The sequence below is a fragment of the Stenotrophomonas sp. GD04145 genome, from assembly GCF_029835135.1.
GTDB lineage: Bacteria > Pseudomonadota > Gammaproteobacteria > Xanthomonadales > Xanthomonadaceae > Stenotrophomonas > Stenotrophomonas maltophilia_P.
In genome coordinates, this window is the sequence record NZ_JAODZG010000004.1 from 64882 (window position 1) to 79658 (window position 14777).

Genomic DNA, 14777 nt, shown 5'->3' on the forward strand with positions numbered 1-14777 from the left:
ATCACAGTCTCACGCATTGTGCTTACCCCCTGTCTTGCAGAACCCACTGCAACGAAACAGCTCATCTATCACGTAGACGCCCGCGAAGAGCCATCCACGTCACTCCCCCTGTGTTGATGCTTCGCTGGCCGTCGATGGCGGCGAATCGCGGCGTCGCCAGGGATGCCGACGACTGAACATGACCAGGTAGCACCCTACCACCCAAACCAGTGCTGCACACCATCCGGCCAGGATATCCGACGGGTAATGGACCCCGAGATAGACCCGGGACACGCTGACCAGCAAGCTGAACGCAGGGGCCAGCACCAGCACCGGCCAGCGCCAGCGGGTATTCCAGGCCAGAAGTACCAGGGTTGCCGCCAGGGTCATCGACCCCATGGCGTGGCCGCTGGGGAAACTGAACGTCGATTCCGGTGCGATGGACTCCCACAGGCTGGGGCGGTCCCGCTGGAAGAACCGCTTGCTGCCCATGTTCAACAGTGCCGATCCGAGGAAACTGACGGCCACGAAGGTGGCCTCGCGCCAGCGGCGGTAGCCCAGCAGTGCCGCGACGATCAGCACATCGGCGGGAATCAGGAACCACTCGTAACCCAGCCGGGACAACAGCACGAAGAACCGGTCCAGCCACGGCGAATGCAGGCCGTGCATCTGCCACAGCAGCGGCGCGTCGAAATGGAACGATTCAAACTCATGCACCTCGTCGGCCAGCGCGACGAAGCCGGCCAGCGGCAACAGCACGCCGGCGAACAGCAGGACCAGGCGCCACGCATTGCGCGCCATCCAGTGACGGAAGCCGGAGGCCGGCTCCGGCGCGGCAAGGATCGCGGGCTTATCCTGCGCTTCGGACATAGGTTCGTTCGACGTAGTCGTCGATCAGGGCGACGAATTCCTGGGCGATGTTCTCGCCACGCAGGGTCACCTTCTTCTCGCCATCGACGAACACCGGCGCCGACGGCGCCTCCCCGGTTCCCGGCAGCGAGATGCCGATGTTGGCGTGCCGCGATTCTCCCGGGCCGTTGACCACGCAGCCCATCACCGCCAGGGTCATGTTTTCCGCCCCCGGGTGCTGCACTTTCCAGAGCGGCATCTTCTCGCGCACGTGGTTCTGCACCACCTTGGCCAGCTCCTGGAAGAACTCGGAGGTGGTGCGGCCGCATCCCGGGCAGGCCGTCACCAGCGGCGTGAACGCGCGCTGGCCGGTGGTCTGCAGCAGCTCCTGGGCGACGATCACTTCCTGCGTCCGCGACTGGCCCGGCTCGGGCGTCAGCGAGATGCGGATGGTGTCGCCGATACCTTCCTGCAGCAGCACGCTCAGCGCCGCTGCCGACGCAACGATGCCCTTGCTGCCGATGCCGGCTTCGGTCAGGCCCAGATGCAGCGCGAACTCCGAACGCTGTGCCAGGTCACGGTAGACCGCGATCAGCTCCTGCACGCCACTGACCTTGGCCGACAGCACGATGCGGTCGCGCGGCAGGCCCAGCTCCACGGCCTGTTCGGCCGAATCCAGCGCTGACCGGATCAGTGCCTCGCGCAGGACACGTCCGGCGTCCCAGGGCTGCTCGCGCTCGTTGTTCTCATCCATCAGCCTGGCCGCCAGCGCCTGGTCCAGCGAGCCCCAGTTGGCGCCGATGCGCACCGGCTTGTTGTAGCGGATGGCGAACTCGATCAACTGCGCGAACTGCAGGTCCTTCTTCTTGCCGAAGCCCACATTGCCCGGATTGATGCGGTACTTGGCCAGTGCTTCGGCACACGCCGGTTCGGCAGTCAGCAACTGATGGCCGTTGTAGTGGAAATCACCGATCAGCGGCACGTCGATGCCCATCATCGCCAGCTTGTCGACGATGCGCGGGATCGCGGCCGCTGCCTCGACGGTGTTGACGGTCAAGCGCACCATTTCCGAACCGGCGCGCCAGAGCTCGGCGACCTGCTTCACGCTGGAGGCCACGTCGGAGGTGTCGGTATTCGTCATCGACTGCACCACCACCGGCCTGCCGCCGCCGACGGTGACTCCGCCGATCTGGACGGCGTGGGTCTGGCGACGGGACCAGGCGGTGGGCTCGGAAGGTGGGGTCGGGCGGGTAACGGCGTCGTGCATGCGGGCATTCTAGCGCCCGCCTCCGGTTTCCGGGTGACTCGCATTCAGCCGCCGGCACGGCTGCGGCCGATTGTCGCAGGCACACCCGCCCGCGAACGCATACGATGGGCGCGAATGACTGGTCCCGACGCCCCGTTTCTCCGCACCCTGTGCAGCCTGCGATGGCTGGCCGTGGCCGGCCAGGCCGCCACCATCCTGGTCGCCACCTGGGTGCTGGGCCTGCCGCTGCCGCCACTGCCGCTGTGGGCCGGCGTCGCCGTGCTCGCGCTGTTCAATGTCTACACCCAGCTGCGGCCGGAAGGGGCCGATACCGCGCCACTGACAGCCTTCGGCCACATCCTGGTGGACGTGATCATCCTGACCTGGATGATCAGCTGGAGCGGCGGCATGGCCAATCCGTTCAGCTCCCTGTTCCTGATCCTGATTGCGTTGGCCGCCTTCGCCCTGCCCCTGCGCTGGGCGTTGGCGGTGGCCCTGGCCTGCCTGCTCGGCTACGCCGCCAGCGGACTGTTCGGCCAGCCGCTGCCGGACGGCTACTTCCGTGCGCAGGACCTGAACCGCTGGGGCGTAGTCGCCAATTTCCTGATCTCCGCCGCTGTCGTGCTGACGTTCTCCACGCGCCTGGCCCTGGCCCTGCGGCAACGGGAACTGGAGCTCTCGGCACTGCGTGAACGCTTCGCCCGCAACGAGGGCATTGTCGCCCTGGCCACCCACGCCGCCTCGGTGGCGCATGAACTGAACACGCCGCTGGCGACCATGACCCTGCTGGCCGACGACGTTGCCGAGCGCAGCGAGGAGCCGGAAGTACGCGAGGACATGGAAACCCTGCGCGAACTGCTCGTGCAGTGCCGCGAACGGGTGCTGGCACTGGCCGCGCCGGCATCGGCCGATATGCCCGGACGCAGCCGCTCCAGCGCCCAGCAGGTGCTGGAACAATGGCGGCTGGTGCGGCCGACCATCGACCTGCACCGCAACGACGATGCGCCGCTGCGGCTGCCGCTGGACCCCGGCGTGGGCCACCTGCTGATGGTCCTGCTCAACAACGCGGCCGATGCCGGAGAGCAGGCCGGGCGCCCGCGCGTGGACCTGAGCCTGCGCATCGACGGCGACGACCTGATCGGCGAAGTCCGCGACTACGGCCACGGCTTCGATGCCCGTGCCGCAGTGCTGCCGGGCACGCTGTTCGGCAGCAGCAAGAGCGAGGGCATGGGCGTCGGCCTGGCCCTGTCCCATGCCACCATCGAACGCCTCGACGGCGAGATGTGGATGCGCCCGGCCCAGGGGGCCGGCAGTCGCGTCGGCTTCCGCCTGCCGCTGGCCCCACGCGAGGACACCCCATGAGCCTGCACCACTCCACCCAGGGCCTGCTGGTCGACGACGACGAGCTGTACCTGCGCACCCTGCAGCGCAGCCTGGCGCGCAAGGGACTGGAAACGCAGACCGCGCAGGACGCGGCCACTGCGCTGATGCTGGCCCGCCAGCATCCACCGGCCTTCGCGCTGATCGACCTCAAGCTCGGCAGTGATTCCGGCCTGGCCCTGATCCAGCCCCTGCGTGCCCTGCGTGCGGACATGCGGATCCTGCTGGTCACCGGTTATGCCAGCATCGCCACAGCCGTGGAAGCCATCAAGCTGGGCGCAGACGATTATCTGCCCAAGCCGGCAACGGTACCGATGATCCTGCGCGCGCTGGGCGAAGAGGACGACGGCCCGGCCGACGACGGCGAGATGGAAGTCCCCGACGCGATGACGCCGATCAGTCGCCTGCAGTGGGAACACATCCAGCAGGCGATGCACGAGACGGGCGGCAACGTGTCCGCTGCCGCCCGCCTGCTCGGCATGCACCGACGGTCGCTGCAGCGCAAACTGGCCAAGCGGCCAAGCCCGGAACGCGATCCGAGCCGTTGAGCCCGGCACGCCGGGCCAATGCCCGGCGACACATCCCCGACCTGGCTCAGCCCTTCAGCTGCGCCAGGATCTCGCGGGTCATCGGGTCGGCGATCGCCACGCCCTCGCCCTGCAATGCCGGCAGCAACTGGTTGGCCAGCTGCTTGCCCAGCTCGACCCCGAACTGGTCGAAGGCGTTGATGTTCCAGATCACCGACTGCACGTACACCGCGTGCTCGTACATGGCGATCAGCGCACCCAGCGCCTGCGGCGTCAGTGCATCGAGCAGGATCAGCGTACTCGGACGACCGCCTGGGTAGTCGCGGTGCGGATCGTCGCTGCCCTGACCGTTGGCCAGCGCTTCGGTCTGCGCCAGCAGGTTGGCCAGCAGCGCCTGATGATTGACGGTATAGGGATCGTCGTTGTGCACACAGCCGATGAAGTCGGCCGGGACGATGCTGGTGCCCTGGTGCAGCGCCTGGAAGAAACTGTGCTGCACATCGGTGCCCGCACCGCCCCACCACACCGGCACGGTATCGGTGGTCACCGGCTGGCCATCACGCTGCACGCGCTTGCCCAGGCTTTCCATCACCAGCTGCTGCAGGTAGGCCGGCAGCAACGCCAGGCGCTGGTCGTAGGTCATCACCGCATGGGTGGCGCAGCCCAGCAGGTTGCGGTTCCAGATGTCGGTCAGGCCATGCAGCACCGGCAGATTGCGCTCCAGCGGTGCATCCAGTGCGTGCGCGTCCATCTGCGCCGCACCCTCCAGCAGCTGTTCGAAACGCTCGAAGCCGATCGCCAGCGCAATCGGGAAGCCGACCGCCGACCACAGCGAGTAACGGCCACCGACCCAGTCCCACATCGGCAGCACGCGCTCTGCGGCGATGGCGAAGGCCTTCGCTGCGCGCTCGGGATTGGCGCTGACGGCATACAGGCGCTCACTGCCACCCAGCCAGTCGTGCAGGATCTGGCCGTTGAGCAGGGTTTCCTGGGTGCCGAAGGTCTTGGAGATCAGGATGCCGGCGGTGCGCGCCGGGTCAAGCGTGGCCAGCGTGCGCTGCATGGCCGCGCCGTCCACGTTCGATACGAAATGCACGCGCAGGCGCGCGCCGCTGACCGGGCGCAACGCATCGGCGACCAGCCGCGGGCCAAGATCGGATCCCCCGATGCCGACGCTCACCACGTCGGTCACGCCGCTGTCTTCCAGCTCACGCACGAGGACTCCCATGCGCTGACGGATTTCGCGTGCAGTGGCATGGGCATCGGCGGCCACCGGCGCGTCGACCACGTCACCACGCAGCGCCGTGTGCAGCGCCGCGCGGCCTTCGGTCAGGTTGATCTGCTCGCCGCGCATCAGGCGGTTGATGGCGCCCCCGACATCGCGTTCGGCTGCCAGCGCCAGCAGCGCCTGCAGCGCCGCGGCGTCGTACTTCTGCCGGGCAAAGTTCACATACAACGGACCGACCCGCAGCGCCAGCTCCTGCACACGGCCAGGTTCGGCGGCGAGCAGGCTGGGGATGCTTGCGCCCTTCAGGCGCTGGGCGTGGGAATGCAGCGAGTCGAATCCGTTGTTCGTTGTCATGCGGCCTGGGTCGGGATCGTGTCGTTGGTGTGGGTGATCTGGTTGCTGCCATCCACGTACACCAGCTTCGGCTTGAAGCTGTCCGCTTCCTGCTCGGTCATGCTGGCGAAGGCGGCGATGATGATGATGTCGCCGACCTGCACGTGGCGCGCGGCGCCACCATTGAGCGAGACGATGCCGCTGCCGGCTTCGGCGCGGATCGCATAGGTCGAGAAGCGCGCACCGTTGGTCACGTCCCAGATGTGGACCTGCTCGAACTCGCGGATGCCGGTGGCAGCCAGCAGGTTGTCATCGATGGCGATCGAGCCTTCGTAGTTCAGCTCGGAGTGGGTGACGGTGGCGCGGTGGATCTTGGTCTTGAGCAGGGACAGGTGCATGGCACGGTACAACGCAGAGGAAAGCGTGGATTCTAGCACCCGCGCAACGCGGGGCATCACGACCGGCAAACCGTTCAGGTAGCGCCGGGCCATGCCCGGCGGCGCCATCACAGCGGAACTCAGAACTCCAGGTTGTCGATCAGCCGGGTCGTGCCCAGCCGCGCGGCGATCAGCGCCACCCGGCCGCCACCCTCAAATGCCGGCTCGGCCAGCTCGGGCGTGCGCAGCACGGCGTAGTCGACCTGAAAACCAGCCGCCTGCAGCGCGGCGGTGGCATCGGCCTCGATGCGCTCGCGCGGCTGGCCTGCCACATAGCCTTCGCGCATGGCCAGCAGGGTCCGATGAAGGGTCGTCGCGACGGGGCGCTGTTCCGGGCTCAGATACTGGTTGCGCGAACTCTTGGCCAGCCCATCGTCATCACGGACGATCTCCGCACCGACGATCTGGACCGGGAACGACAGCTCGGCCACCATCTGGCGGATCACCGCCAGTTGCTGGTAGTCCTTGCGGCCGAACACAGCCACGTCCGGCTGCACCTGCAGGAACAGGCGGGCGACCACCGTGCAGACGCCATCGAAATGGCCCGGACGGCTGGCACCTTCCAGCACCTCGCTGATGCCGGGCGCGTGCATGCGCGTGGTCTTGTCCACGCCCAGCGGATACATCGCCTCGACGCTCGGCAGCCACACCGCATCGCAGCCGACCTGCTCCAGCCCCGCGACGTCGGCCTCGGGCGTGCGCGGATACCGGCTGAAATCCTCGTTGGGCCCGAACTGGGTCGGATTGACGAAGATGCTGGCCACCACCCTGTCGGCGTACTGGCGGGCCAGGCTCACCAGCGCGTGATGGCCACCGTGCAGGTTGCCCATGGTCGGCACCAGCGCGACGCGCAGGCCTTCGCGCTTCCACTGGGCGATCTGCCCGCGCAACGCGCCGAGCTCATTGAAGGTCTGGATCATTGGGCGTAAGCGTGCTGTTCGTCGGGGAAGCTGCCGTCACGCACGGCGTCGGCGTATGCGCGGGTGGCTCCAGCCACCGAGCCCCCTTCGGCAAGGAAATCCTTGACGAATTTCGGTCGGCGATGGCCGCTGTCCAGGCCCAGGAAGTCATGCAGGACCAGCACCTGGCCATCGCACTGCGGACCGGCACCGATGCCGATGGTGGGCACCGGCACTGCAGCGGTGACCTCGGCCGCGACCGGGGTCGGCACGCATTCCAGCACGATGATGCTGGCGCCCGCGTCGGCCACGGCCCTGGCGTCCTCCACCAGCTGCCGGGCCGCATCGCCACGGCCCTGGATCTTGAACCCGCCCAGGCGCAGCACCGACTGCGGGGTCAGGCCCAGATGCGAGCAGACCGGAATCTCGCGTTCGACCAGGTAACGGACGATATCGACCTTGAAGCCGGCCCCCTCGATCTTGACCATCTCCGCGCCTGCCTGCAGCAGCTGCAGCGACGCATCGAGCGCGCGTTCCGGGGTTGCATCGGCACCGAACGGCAGATCGGCAACCAGCAGCGCGCGCTGCAGCACGCGGGCCACGGCGCGGGTGTGATAGACCATGTCGGCCACGGTCACCGGCAGGGTGGAATCGTGCCCCTGCACGACCATGCCCAGCGAATCACCGATCAGGATCAGGTCGACGCCGTTGGCGTCGAAGGTGCGGGCGAAGCCAGCGTCGTAGGCGGTCAACATGACCAGCTTCTGGCCATTCCGCTTGGCCTCGGCCAAGGCGGGGACGGTCCAGGGCTTGCTGTCTGCGTGGGTGCTCATGTGCTGATAACCGGGGGAGATAACCCGGGCATTATCACCCTATCGGCGCAATCCCGCAGGCATCCACCCGCATCACTGCATCCCGCACGCGACCATGGCCGGGAATGGCCAGATCCGGCGCGATTTCGGCCAGCGGCACCAACACGAAGGCGCGCTCGTGCAGGTAGGGATGCGGCACCTGCAGACCCGGTTCATCCAGTACCTGCGCGCCATACAGCAGCAGGTCCAGATCCAGTGCCCGCGGTCCCCAGTGCACGGCTGGATCGCGTACGCGACCGAAATGCCGCTCCAGCTCCAGCATCGCCCGCAGCAATCCGGCGGCCGGCAGGCGCGTTTCCACCGACGCCACCGCGTTGACGAACGGCGGCTGATCCTCGTTGCCCCAGGCCGGCGTGGCATACAGGCGCGACGCCTGGCAGCGCCGCGTGTCAGGAAGCGCGTCCAGTGCGGCAATCGCCGCACGGACGGTCGCGGCCGCGTCGCCAAGATTGGCGCCCAGGCCGATCCAGGCCAGCATCATGGCTTACTCGCCAGCGCTGCCGGCCGTGGCACCGGAGCGCCGACGGCGACGCCGGCGCTTGCGCGGTGCGCCCTCTTCCTCGTCACCCGGTTCGGCATGCATCGCATCCAGCGCGGATTCCAGCTCGCGGCCCGGTTGCACCTGCGCCTCACGCCAGAACGCCACATCTGCCTCGTGTTCGGCCGACGCGACCTGGCGCAGCGTCAGGAAATCGAACGCTGCACGGAAGCGCGGGTGGGTGAGCGTGCGGAACACGCGCTTGCGCTGGCGCGAGCCGAAACGCGACTGCAACAGCCAGATCTCCTGCATCGGCAGCGAGAAACGGCGCGGCAGCGCGATGGTGCTCAGCTGCTGCACCGTCACGCGGTCGGCAGCACGACGCTGTGCTTCTTCCGGCGCCACGCCCTGCTTGAGCAGGGTGGCCTGCGCCCGGCAGAACGCCGGCCACAGCAGCAGCGCGAACAGGAACGCGGGCGAGACAGGCTCATCGTTGGCCACGCGTGCATCGGTATTGGCCAGGCCCTCGACCAGCATGCGGCGCAGTGCACCGGTGCGGTTCGCCTTCAGCGCCCTGCCACTTTCAGGGAACAGGACGTCGAGCAGGCCGTAGCGCTCCAGGCCTTCGAAACTGGCAACACCGTGGCCGGACAGGAACAGCTTCAGCACTTCCTCGAACAGCCGCGCGGGCGCGGCTTCGTTCAGCAGGCCTGCCAGGTGCGGGATCGGCGCGGCGGTGCCCTCTTCGATCTGGAAGCCGAGCTTGGCCGCCAGGCGCACCGCGCGCAGCATGCGCACCGGGTCCTCGCGATAGCGCTGTTCGGGGTCGCCGATCAGCTTCATCAGGCGCGCCTGGACGTCTTCGAAACCTCCGACGTAGTCGCGCACCGAGAAATCCTCGATCGCGTAGTACAGGGCATTGCAGGTGAAGTCGCGGCGCACCGCGTCGTCTTCGATGCTGCCGTACACGTTGTCGCGCACGAGCATGCCGTTTTCCATTTCGCGGTCGCCGCTGCCGTCATCGACGTTGGCGCGGAAGGTGGCGACTTCGATGATCTCGCGGCCGAACACCACATGGGCGAGGCGGAATCGGCGGCCGATCAGGCGGCAGTTGCGGAACAGCTGTTTGACCTGTTCGGGCGTGGCATCGGTGGCCACGTCGAAATCCTTGGGTTGGCCATTGACCAGCAGGTCGCGCACCGCGCCGCCGACAAGGTAGGCGCCGAAGCCGGCATCGCGCAGGCGATAAAGCACGCGCAGGGCGTTCGGGCTGATGTCCTTGCGGGAAATGGTGTGCTGGTCGCGCGGGATGACGCGCAGGCTGAACGGTGATGGAGCAGGAGAAATGATGTTGGCGCTTCCGGTTGAAGTTTCGGGATTGCCCAATGGCATCGAGGTGCATATACTAGCGCTCCTGCCTCGGCAGCGACACATATACGCTCCCTTCGTCTAGTGGTTAGGACGTGGCCCTCTCAAGGCTAAAACAGGGGTTCGAGTCCCCTAGGGAGCGCCAGTCGCCACAGCAGGAACCGAAAAAGCCCGCCTCGTGCGGGCTTTTCTGTTTCCCGGGGTTTGCCTGTTGCGTCGAGCGGGTCGCCTCGGGGGCGAGCCGCCCCTGCCTGTCCTGGAGCGGCTGGCCTGCCGCCGCCACGGAACAGGAAGGCGCTGGAAACCAGGGCGGCGCCATCAGCCTTCCATCTGCTCCAGCTCCTTGCCCTTGGTCTCGCGGACGTAGCGGACGACGAAGAAGATCGAGAGGATCGCTGCAACCGTGTAGATGCCATAGGCACCGGCCAGGCCGATACCCGCCAGCAGCAGCGGGAAGGTCACGGTGATGGCGAAGTTCGACGTCCACTGCGCCGCACCGGCCACCGCGAGCGCTGGGCCGCGGATCTGGTTCGGGAACATCTCGCCCAGCATGACCCACATCACCGGGCCCCAGGACATGTTGAAGAACACCACATAGACGTTGGCCGCCACCAGCGCCAGCCGGCCCATGCCATCGGACAGGTGCAGGCGCCCTTCGACCAGGCTGCCGCTGGCGAATGCCACCACCATCAGCACCAGGGCAACCGACATGCCGACCGAACCGACCCACAACAGCGGCTTGCGCCCGATCCGATCGATCAGCATCACCGTCAACAGGCAGGCGCCGATGCTCAGCGCACCGGAAAGAACGTTGATCAGCAGCGCATCGCTTTCCGAGAAGCCGACAGCCTGCCACAGGACCGCGCCGTAGTAGAACACCACGTTGATGCCGACCAGCTGCTGGAACATCGCCAGGCCGATGCCCACCCAGATGATCGGGCGAAGCGTGCCGGTGCCCTTGTCCAGCAGGTCGCCGAAGCGCGGCTTGTGCTGGTCCTGGTCCAGGCTGGCCTCGATCTCCGCCTGTTTGGCGGCCGCCGCGGCGTCGCCGTACAGCCGCGACAGAACCGCCCTGGCCTGCGCCTGGCGCCCCTTCACCACCAGGAAGCGCGGGCTTTCCGGAATCACCAGCAGCAGCAACAGGAACAGCGCCGACGGCAGCGCCTGCATCCAGAACATCCAGCGCCAGGCCTCCTGCCCGAACCACAGGGGCTCGGTGGAGGTGCCTGCCGCACGGGCCAGCAGGTAGTTGCTGAGGAAAGCGGCGAACAGGCCGCAGATGATCGCCATCTGCTGCACCGTCGCCAGGCGGCCCCGGTAGCGTGCGGAAGCGACCTCGGCGATGTAGGCCGGCGACATCACGCTGGCCGCACCCACGGCGAAGCCGCCCAGCACGCGAGCGGTCACGAACAGCCAGGAGGCGTGCGCGGCGCCCGCACCCAGCGCCGACAGCAGGAACAGCACCGCCGCCACGATCAGCACGCCGCGTCGGCCCAGGCGGTCGCCCAGCCAGCCGGCGAGAAACGCGCCGATCGCGCAGCCCAGCAGCATCGAGGCAACTTCGAAGCCCAGGGCCGCCTCGCTGGAGTTGAAGGCCTGCCGCAGGCCATCAACCGTGCCGTTGATTACGCCACTGTCGAATCCGAACAGGAAGCCTCCCAAGGTGGCCACGCAGCTGATCAGGACGATGAACGCGGTGTTCTCTCCACCATCGGCGGCGGCAGGCTGAGCTGGGGACATGGGCATTCCAGGAGGGAGGACAGTCCGGCTGCCACGGCAGCCAGCAGCGCGCAGCCTCGCACAGGCGCCGCCCCATCGCCAATGGGCCGTGCCCTCGAGCCCGGCAGATCCCCCTTTTCAGGCCCGCGCCGACACCGGGGGGCAACCTGTTCTAGAATTGGCGGGTTCAGGAATCGATCCACCCCCAAGCCCATGCCCTTTGTCGTCACTGAAAACTGCATCAAGTGCAAGCACACCGATTGCGTGGAAGTGTGCCCCGTGGATTGCTTCCACGAAGGCCCGAACTTCCTGGTGATCGACCCGGATGAGTGCATCGACTGCACCCTCTGCGAGCCGGAGTGCCCGGTCAACGCGATCTTCCCCGAGGACGATGTCCCCGCCGGACAGGAGGGCTTCGTCGCCCTCAATGCCGAACTGGCCAAGGCCTGGCCGGTACTGACCGTGCGCAAGGACCCGCCGGCGGACGCCGGTGAGTGGGATGGCAAACCGGACAAACTGAAGCTGCTCGAGCGCTGAGGCGCCAGCACCCGCCGCCATGAAAAAGGGCGCCATGGGCGCCCTTTTCCTGTTCCGGCAATGCCAGACCCTGCCCGGCCGAACCCGGGCGCGTGGCCCGGTCCGCAGCTGCCGGCGGTTCCTTACTTCGCCAGCGCGGCCTTCAGTGCGGCAATCAGCTTCACCGGGGCCTCGGCGGTCGCCGGCAGACCACGCGGATCGACCGCAGAGACATAAGCGCCGGCATCGACGGCCACCACGCGCACCAGGAAGTTACTGCCTTCATAGGCCACGTCGTAGGAGCCCAGCAGCTGGGCACGGCTGGCGATGGTCACGCCCTGCACGCCTTCCAGCGCGGTGCCGACCTTGGCGAACGCCTCGTCCTTGCTGCCCGGAATGGTGAAACCGGTATTGCCCACGGCCGGGGCAGCCGGAGCGGCCACAGCAGCCGGGGCGGTGGTCGAGGCCAGCCTCGGCACCTGGTTCTCGCCCGACGCGGACGGCAGGTTCAGGTCCGGCGGCACTTCCAGCGGACGCATCTCCGGGGCCAGGGCGTAGTCGCCCTTGGCACCGCGCTTGAAGCAGCCGGTGGTGGTCACGACCGTGGTGAGGGCGATGAGCGCGAAGGACAGCACGCGGACGGCGGAAACGGATTGACGCATGTGGATCTCCTGGATCAGACCAAGACGGAAGGTCAGTGGCTGGAAAGGGCTTCAAGCGCGGCGATGTCGCCGGCCAGATGATCGGCTGCCGGATGATGCGCTGCCGACAGTGGCAGCAGCGGCAGGCGCAGGTCGTGGCCGATGCCGATGCGGCGCAGCAGCGCCTTGACCGGAATCGGGTTGGATTCGATACCGCAGAAATCGTGGTACGGCTGCAGGCGCGCGTCCCAGGATGCGGTGGCGTCATGGTCGTGGGCGGCAGCCAGCCCGCACATCCGGCGGTACGCACCAGGCAGCGCGTTGGAGCCGACCGAGATCAGCCCGTCGATACCGGCCTGGATCGAGCGCGCAGCCGTGCCGTCGTCGCCACTGAGCACGGCGAAGCTGGAACTGCGCAGCGCCAGCAGGGCCTTCACGCGCCCGATGTCGCCGACGGCCTCCTTGATGCCGACAATGTTGGGATGATCCGCCAGCTCGGCCACGGTCTCCGGCAGCATGTCGCATCCGGTGCGCCCCGGTACGTTGTACAGCACCACGGGCAACCCGCCGTGGTCGGCCACGGCCCGGTAGTGCGCGATCAGCCCGGCCTGTGTCGGACGCACGTAAGGCGGCGTCACCACCAGAGCGTGACTGGCACCCTGCGCGGCAGCGCGACGGGTCTGCTCGATGGTCTTGGCGGTGCCGGACAGGCCGGTACCGGCCAGGACCGGGATGCGTCCGCCGATGCGTTCGACCGCACTGGCCAGCAGCTGGTCGTACTCGGCGTCGGACAGCGTCGCCGCTTCGCCGGTCGAGCCGGCGACGACAACGCCATGGACGCCACCTTCCAGTTGCAGATGCAGCAGGCGCTGCCAACCGTCGGGATCGAGGGCACCGTCGGCCCGGAACGGGGTCGCCAGCGCGGTGATGAGGCCGGAAAGGGACAAGGACGTGCTGCTCTTGGCTGGGAAGGGAAAACGCCCGCCACGAAAGGGCGGGGGCGACTTGAATGTTACTTGCGGCGCGAAAGCACGGGCAAGTATGCTGCACTCCGGTGGATCCCCGCCTCTGGCGGGCATTCAGACTCACGCATGCATTACCCGGAATCGCCTTGACCGACACCACCCCGCGCCCCGCGCCGAGCGAAAACCACCTCCTGATCAACGCCTATACGACGCATCCGGAGTCCCCACTGCTGTCCGTCACCCGACGCATTGCCGACAGCGGCTGCAATCTGGTGGACGCGCGCCTGGCCACGGTTGGCCGCGACGTATCGGTCACCGCGCTGGCCACCGGGTCGTGGGACTCGGTCGCCAAGCTGGAAGCGATGCTGACCCGGCTCGAGCGCGAGGAAGGCCTGAAACTGGTCTGGTACCGCACCGAGGCCAAGCAGGCGCAGTCCAATCTGCTGCCGTACATCGTTGAAGTGATCGCCGCTGACAAGCCGGGCATCCTGTTCCAGCTGGCCGACTTCTTCGACCGCCAGGGCATCACCATCGAGACCCTGCAGAGCACGCGCTATCGCGCCATGCAGACCGGTGCGGAAATGTTCAGCGCGCAGGTCACCATCGGCGTGCCGGCCAACATGCACATCGCCGCCCTGCGCGATGATTTCCTCGAATTCTGCGACCACCTGAACCTGGACGCGATCATGGATCCGATGAAGTTCTGATTTTTCGCGCGTTCGTCACGGGCGCGCGGCGTTTCATGCAACTGTCGTAGAAATACCCCAGGCTCCGGAACCAAGGACCTCATGAACAACGGCGATACCCTGGACCGCACCACCCTCTCGCTCCCGCTGGCCCTGTCAGGCGGCGAACACACCACCCTCGGCGACCTCGCGGGCCAATGGCTGGTGCTGTACTTCTACCCCAAGGACAGCACCCCGGGGTGCACCACCGAAGGCATCGACTTCAACGCGCTGCTGCCGGAGTTCCGCAAGGCCGGCGCCACCGTACTCGGCGTCTCCCGTGACTCGGTGAAATCACACGACAACTTCTGTGCCAAACAGGGCTTCGCGTTCCCGCTGGTCAGCGATGGCGACGAAGCGCTATGCAACGCCTTCGATGTGATCCGGATGAAGAACATGTACGGCAAGCAGGTACGTGGCATCGAGCGCAGCACCTTCCTGATTTCTCCCGACAGCCGCATCGCGCAGTCCTGGCGCAAGGTCAAGGTCGCCGGCCATGCCGACGCCGTGCTTGCCGAACTGAAGGCCGCCCAATCCAAGTGATTCCCATCGCCCACTTTGTCCACCATCACCCTGCCCCGCAGGTCGTGGTGGTTTTTCCCTGTCCGTAACCAG

At 67.3% G+C, this 14777-nt stretch carries 16 protein-coding genes and 1 tRNA gene; 6 read left to right on the top strand and 11 right to left on the bottom strand.

What is annotated here, in order from left to right; translation table 11 throughout:
• Positions 1-99 precede the first annotated feature (99 nt).
• Both N7367_RS03455 and ispG read right to left on the bottom strand, forming a co-directional pair.
• Positions 100-849: a phosphatase PAP2 family protein gene (locus tag N7367_RS03455; protein WP_053517284.1), complete on the bottom strand. Its 750-nt coding sequence runs from the start codon at positions 847-849 to the stop codon at positions 100-102.
• The gene (ispG, locus tag N7367_RS03460) at positions 830-2095 is read right to left on the bottom strand and encodes a flavodoxin-dependent (E)-4-hydroxy-3-methylbut-2-enyl-diphosphate synthase (protein WP_053517283.1); all 1266 of its coding nucleotides are present in this window, start codon (positions 2093-2095) and stop codon (positions 830-832) included. Before ispG ends, N7367_RS03455 begins: the two co-directional genes overlap by 20 nt.
• A 114-nt stretch (positions 2096-2209) precedes the next feature.
• Between ispG and N7367_RS03465 the strand changes: the two genes are divergently transcribed.
• Complete coding sequence (locus N7367_RS03465) at positions 2210-3436, top strand: ATP-binding protein (RefSeq protein ID WP_279941738.1); 1227 nt, start codon at positions 2210-2212, stop codon at positions 3434-3436.
• Entirely contained in the window at positions 3433-4002 is a 570-nt protein-coding gene (locus N7367_RS03470) for a response regulator transcription factor (RefSeq protein ID WP_053517280.1), read from the top strand. The genes N7367_RS03465 and N7367_RS03470 overlap by 4 nt, the downstream gene beginning before the upstream one ends.
• Before the next feature lie 46 nt (positions 4003-4048).
• Here the strand turns inward: N7367_RS03470 and pgi are convergent, their stop codons facing one another.
• The 6 genes from pgi to pcnB all read right to left on the bottom strand — a co-directional run bounded on the left by pgi (position 4049) and on the right by pcnB (position 9614).
• A complete protein-coding gene (pgi, locus tag N7367_RS03475; RefSeq protein ID WP_279941739.1) occupies positions 4049-5563 on the bottom strand; it encodes a glucose-6-phosphate isomerase in 1515 nt (504 codons plus the stop codon).
• Positions 5560-5940: an aspartate 1-decarboxylase gene (gene panD / locus N7367_RS03480; protein WP_053517331.1), complete on the bottom strand. Its 381-nt coding sequence runs from the start codon at positions 5938-5940 to the stop codon at positions 5560-5562. The genes pgi and panD overlap by 4 nt, the downstream gene beginning before the upstream one ends.
• Before the next feature lie 119 nt (positions 5941-6059).
• On the bottom strand, positions 6060-6899 hold the full coding sequence (panC, locus tag N7367_RS03485) for a pantoate--beta-alanine ligase (protein ID WP_074901264.1): 840 nt from the start codon (positions 6897-6899) through the stop codon (positions 6060-6062).
• Positions 6896-7711, bottom strand: a complete 816-nt coding sequence (gene panB / locus N7367_RS03490) for a 3-methyl-2-oxobutanoate hydroxymethyltransferase (RefSeq protein WP_053517276.1) — start codon at positions 7709-7711, stop codon at positions 6896-6898. Before panB ends, panC begins: the two co-directional genes overlap by 4 nt.
• Before the next feature lie 34 nt (positions 7712-7745).
• The gene (folK, locus tag N7367_RS03495) at positions 7746-8231 is read right to left on the bottom strand and encodes a 2-amino-4-hydroxy-6-hydroxymethyldihydropteridine diphosphokinase (protein ID WP_279941740.1); all 486 of its coding nucleotides are present in this window, start codon (positions 8229-8231) and stop codon (positions 7746-7748) included.
• Positions 8232-8234: 3 nt separating this feature from the next.
• Positions 8235-9614, bottom strand: a complete 1380-nt coding sequence (gene pcnB, locus N7367_RS03500; RefSeq protein ID WP_065181273.1) for a polynucleotide adenylyltransferase PcnB — start codon at positions 9612-9614, stop codon at positions 8235-8237.
• 52 nt (positions 9615-9666) lie between these two features.
• On the opposite strand from pcnB, the gene N7367_RS03505 reads away from it, so the two are divergent.
• A tRNA-Glu gene (locus N7367_RS03505) sits at positions 9667-9741 on the top strand.
• Positions 9742-9914: 173 nt separating this feature from the next.
• On the opposite strand, the gene N7367_RS03510 is transcribed toward N7367_RS03505, so the two are convergent.
• The gene (locus tag N7367_RS03510; protein ID WP_279941741.1) at positions 9915-11336 is read right to left on the bottom strand and encodes a sugar porter family MFS transporter; all 1422 of its coding nucleotides are present in this window, start codon (positions 11334-11336) and stop codon (positions 9915-9917) included.
• A 192-nt stretch (positions 11337-11528) separates the two neighbouring features.
• On the opposite strand from N7367_RS03510, the gene fdxA reads away from it, so the two are divergent.
• Complete coding sequence (gene fdxA / locus N7367_RS03515) at positions 11529-11852, top strand: ferredoxin FdxA (RefSeq protein ID WP_049411316.1); 324 nt, start codon at positions 11529-11531, stop codon at positions 11850-11852.
• A 122-nt stretch (positions 11853-11974) separates the two neighbouring features.
• Here fdxA and N7367_RS03520 read toward each other — a convergent pair whose 3' ends face one another.
• Complete coding sequence (locus tag N7367_RS03520; RefSeq protein WP_065174942.1) at positions 11975-12493, bottom strand: hypothetical protein; 519 nt, start codon at positions 12491-12493, stop codon at positions 11975-11977.
• A gap of 32 nt (positions 12494-12525) precedes the next feature.
• On the bottom strand, positions 12526-13419 hold the full coding sequence (gene dapA, locus N7367_RS03525) for a 4-hydroxy-tetrahydrodipicolinate synthase (RefSeq protein ID WP_279941743.1): 894 nt from the start codon (positions 13417-13419) through the stop codon (positions 12526-12528).
• 164 nt (positions 13420-13583) lie between these two features.
• Here dapA and N7367_RS03530 point away from each other — a divergent pair, with 164 nt between their 5' ends.
• Together N7367_RS03530 and N7367_RS03535 are read left to right on the top strand one after the other, a co-directional pair.
• The gene (locus N7367_RS03530; RefSeq protein WP_025879444.1) at positions 13584-14144 is read left to right on the top strand and encodes a glycine cleavage system protein R; all 561 of its coding nucleotides are present in this window, start codon (positions 13584-13586) and stop codon (positions 14142-14144) included.
• 81 nt (positions 14145-14225) lie between these two features.
• Complete coding sequence (locus tag N7367_RS03535; protein ID WP_065174941.1) at positions 14226-14705, top strand: peroxiredoxin; 480 nt, start codon at positions 14226-14228, stop codon at positions 14703-14705.
• Positions 14706-14777: the final 72 nt, after the last annotated feature.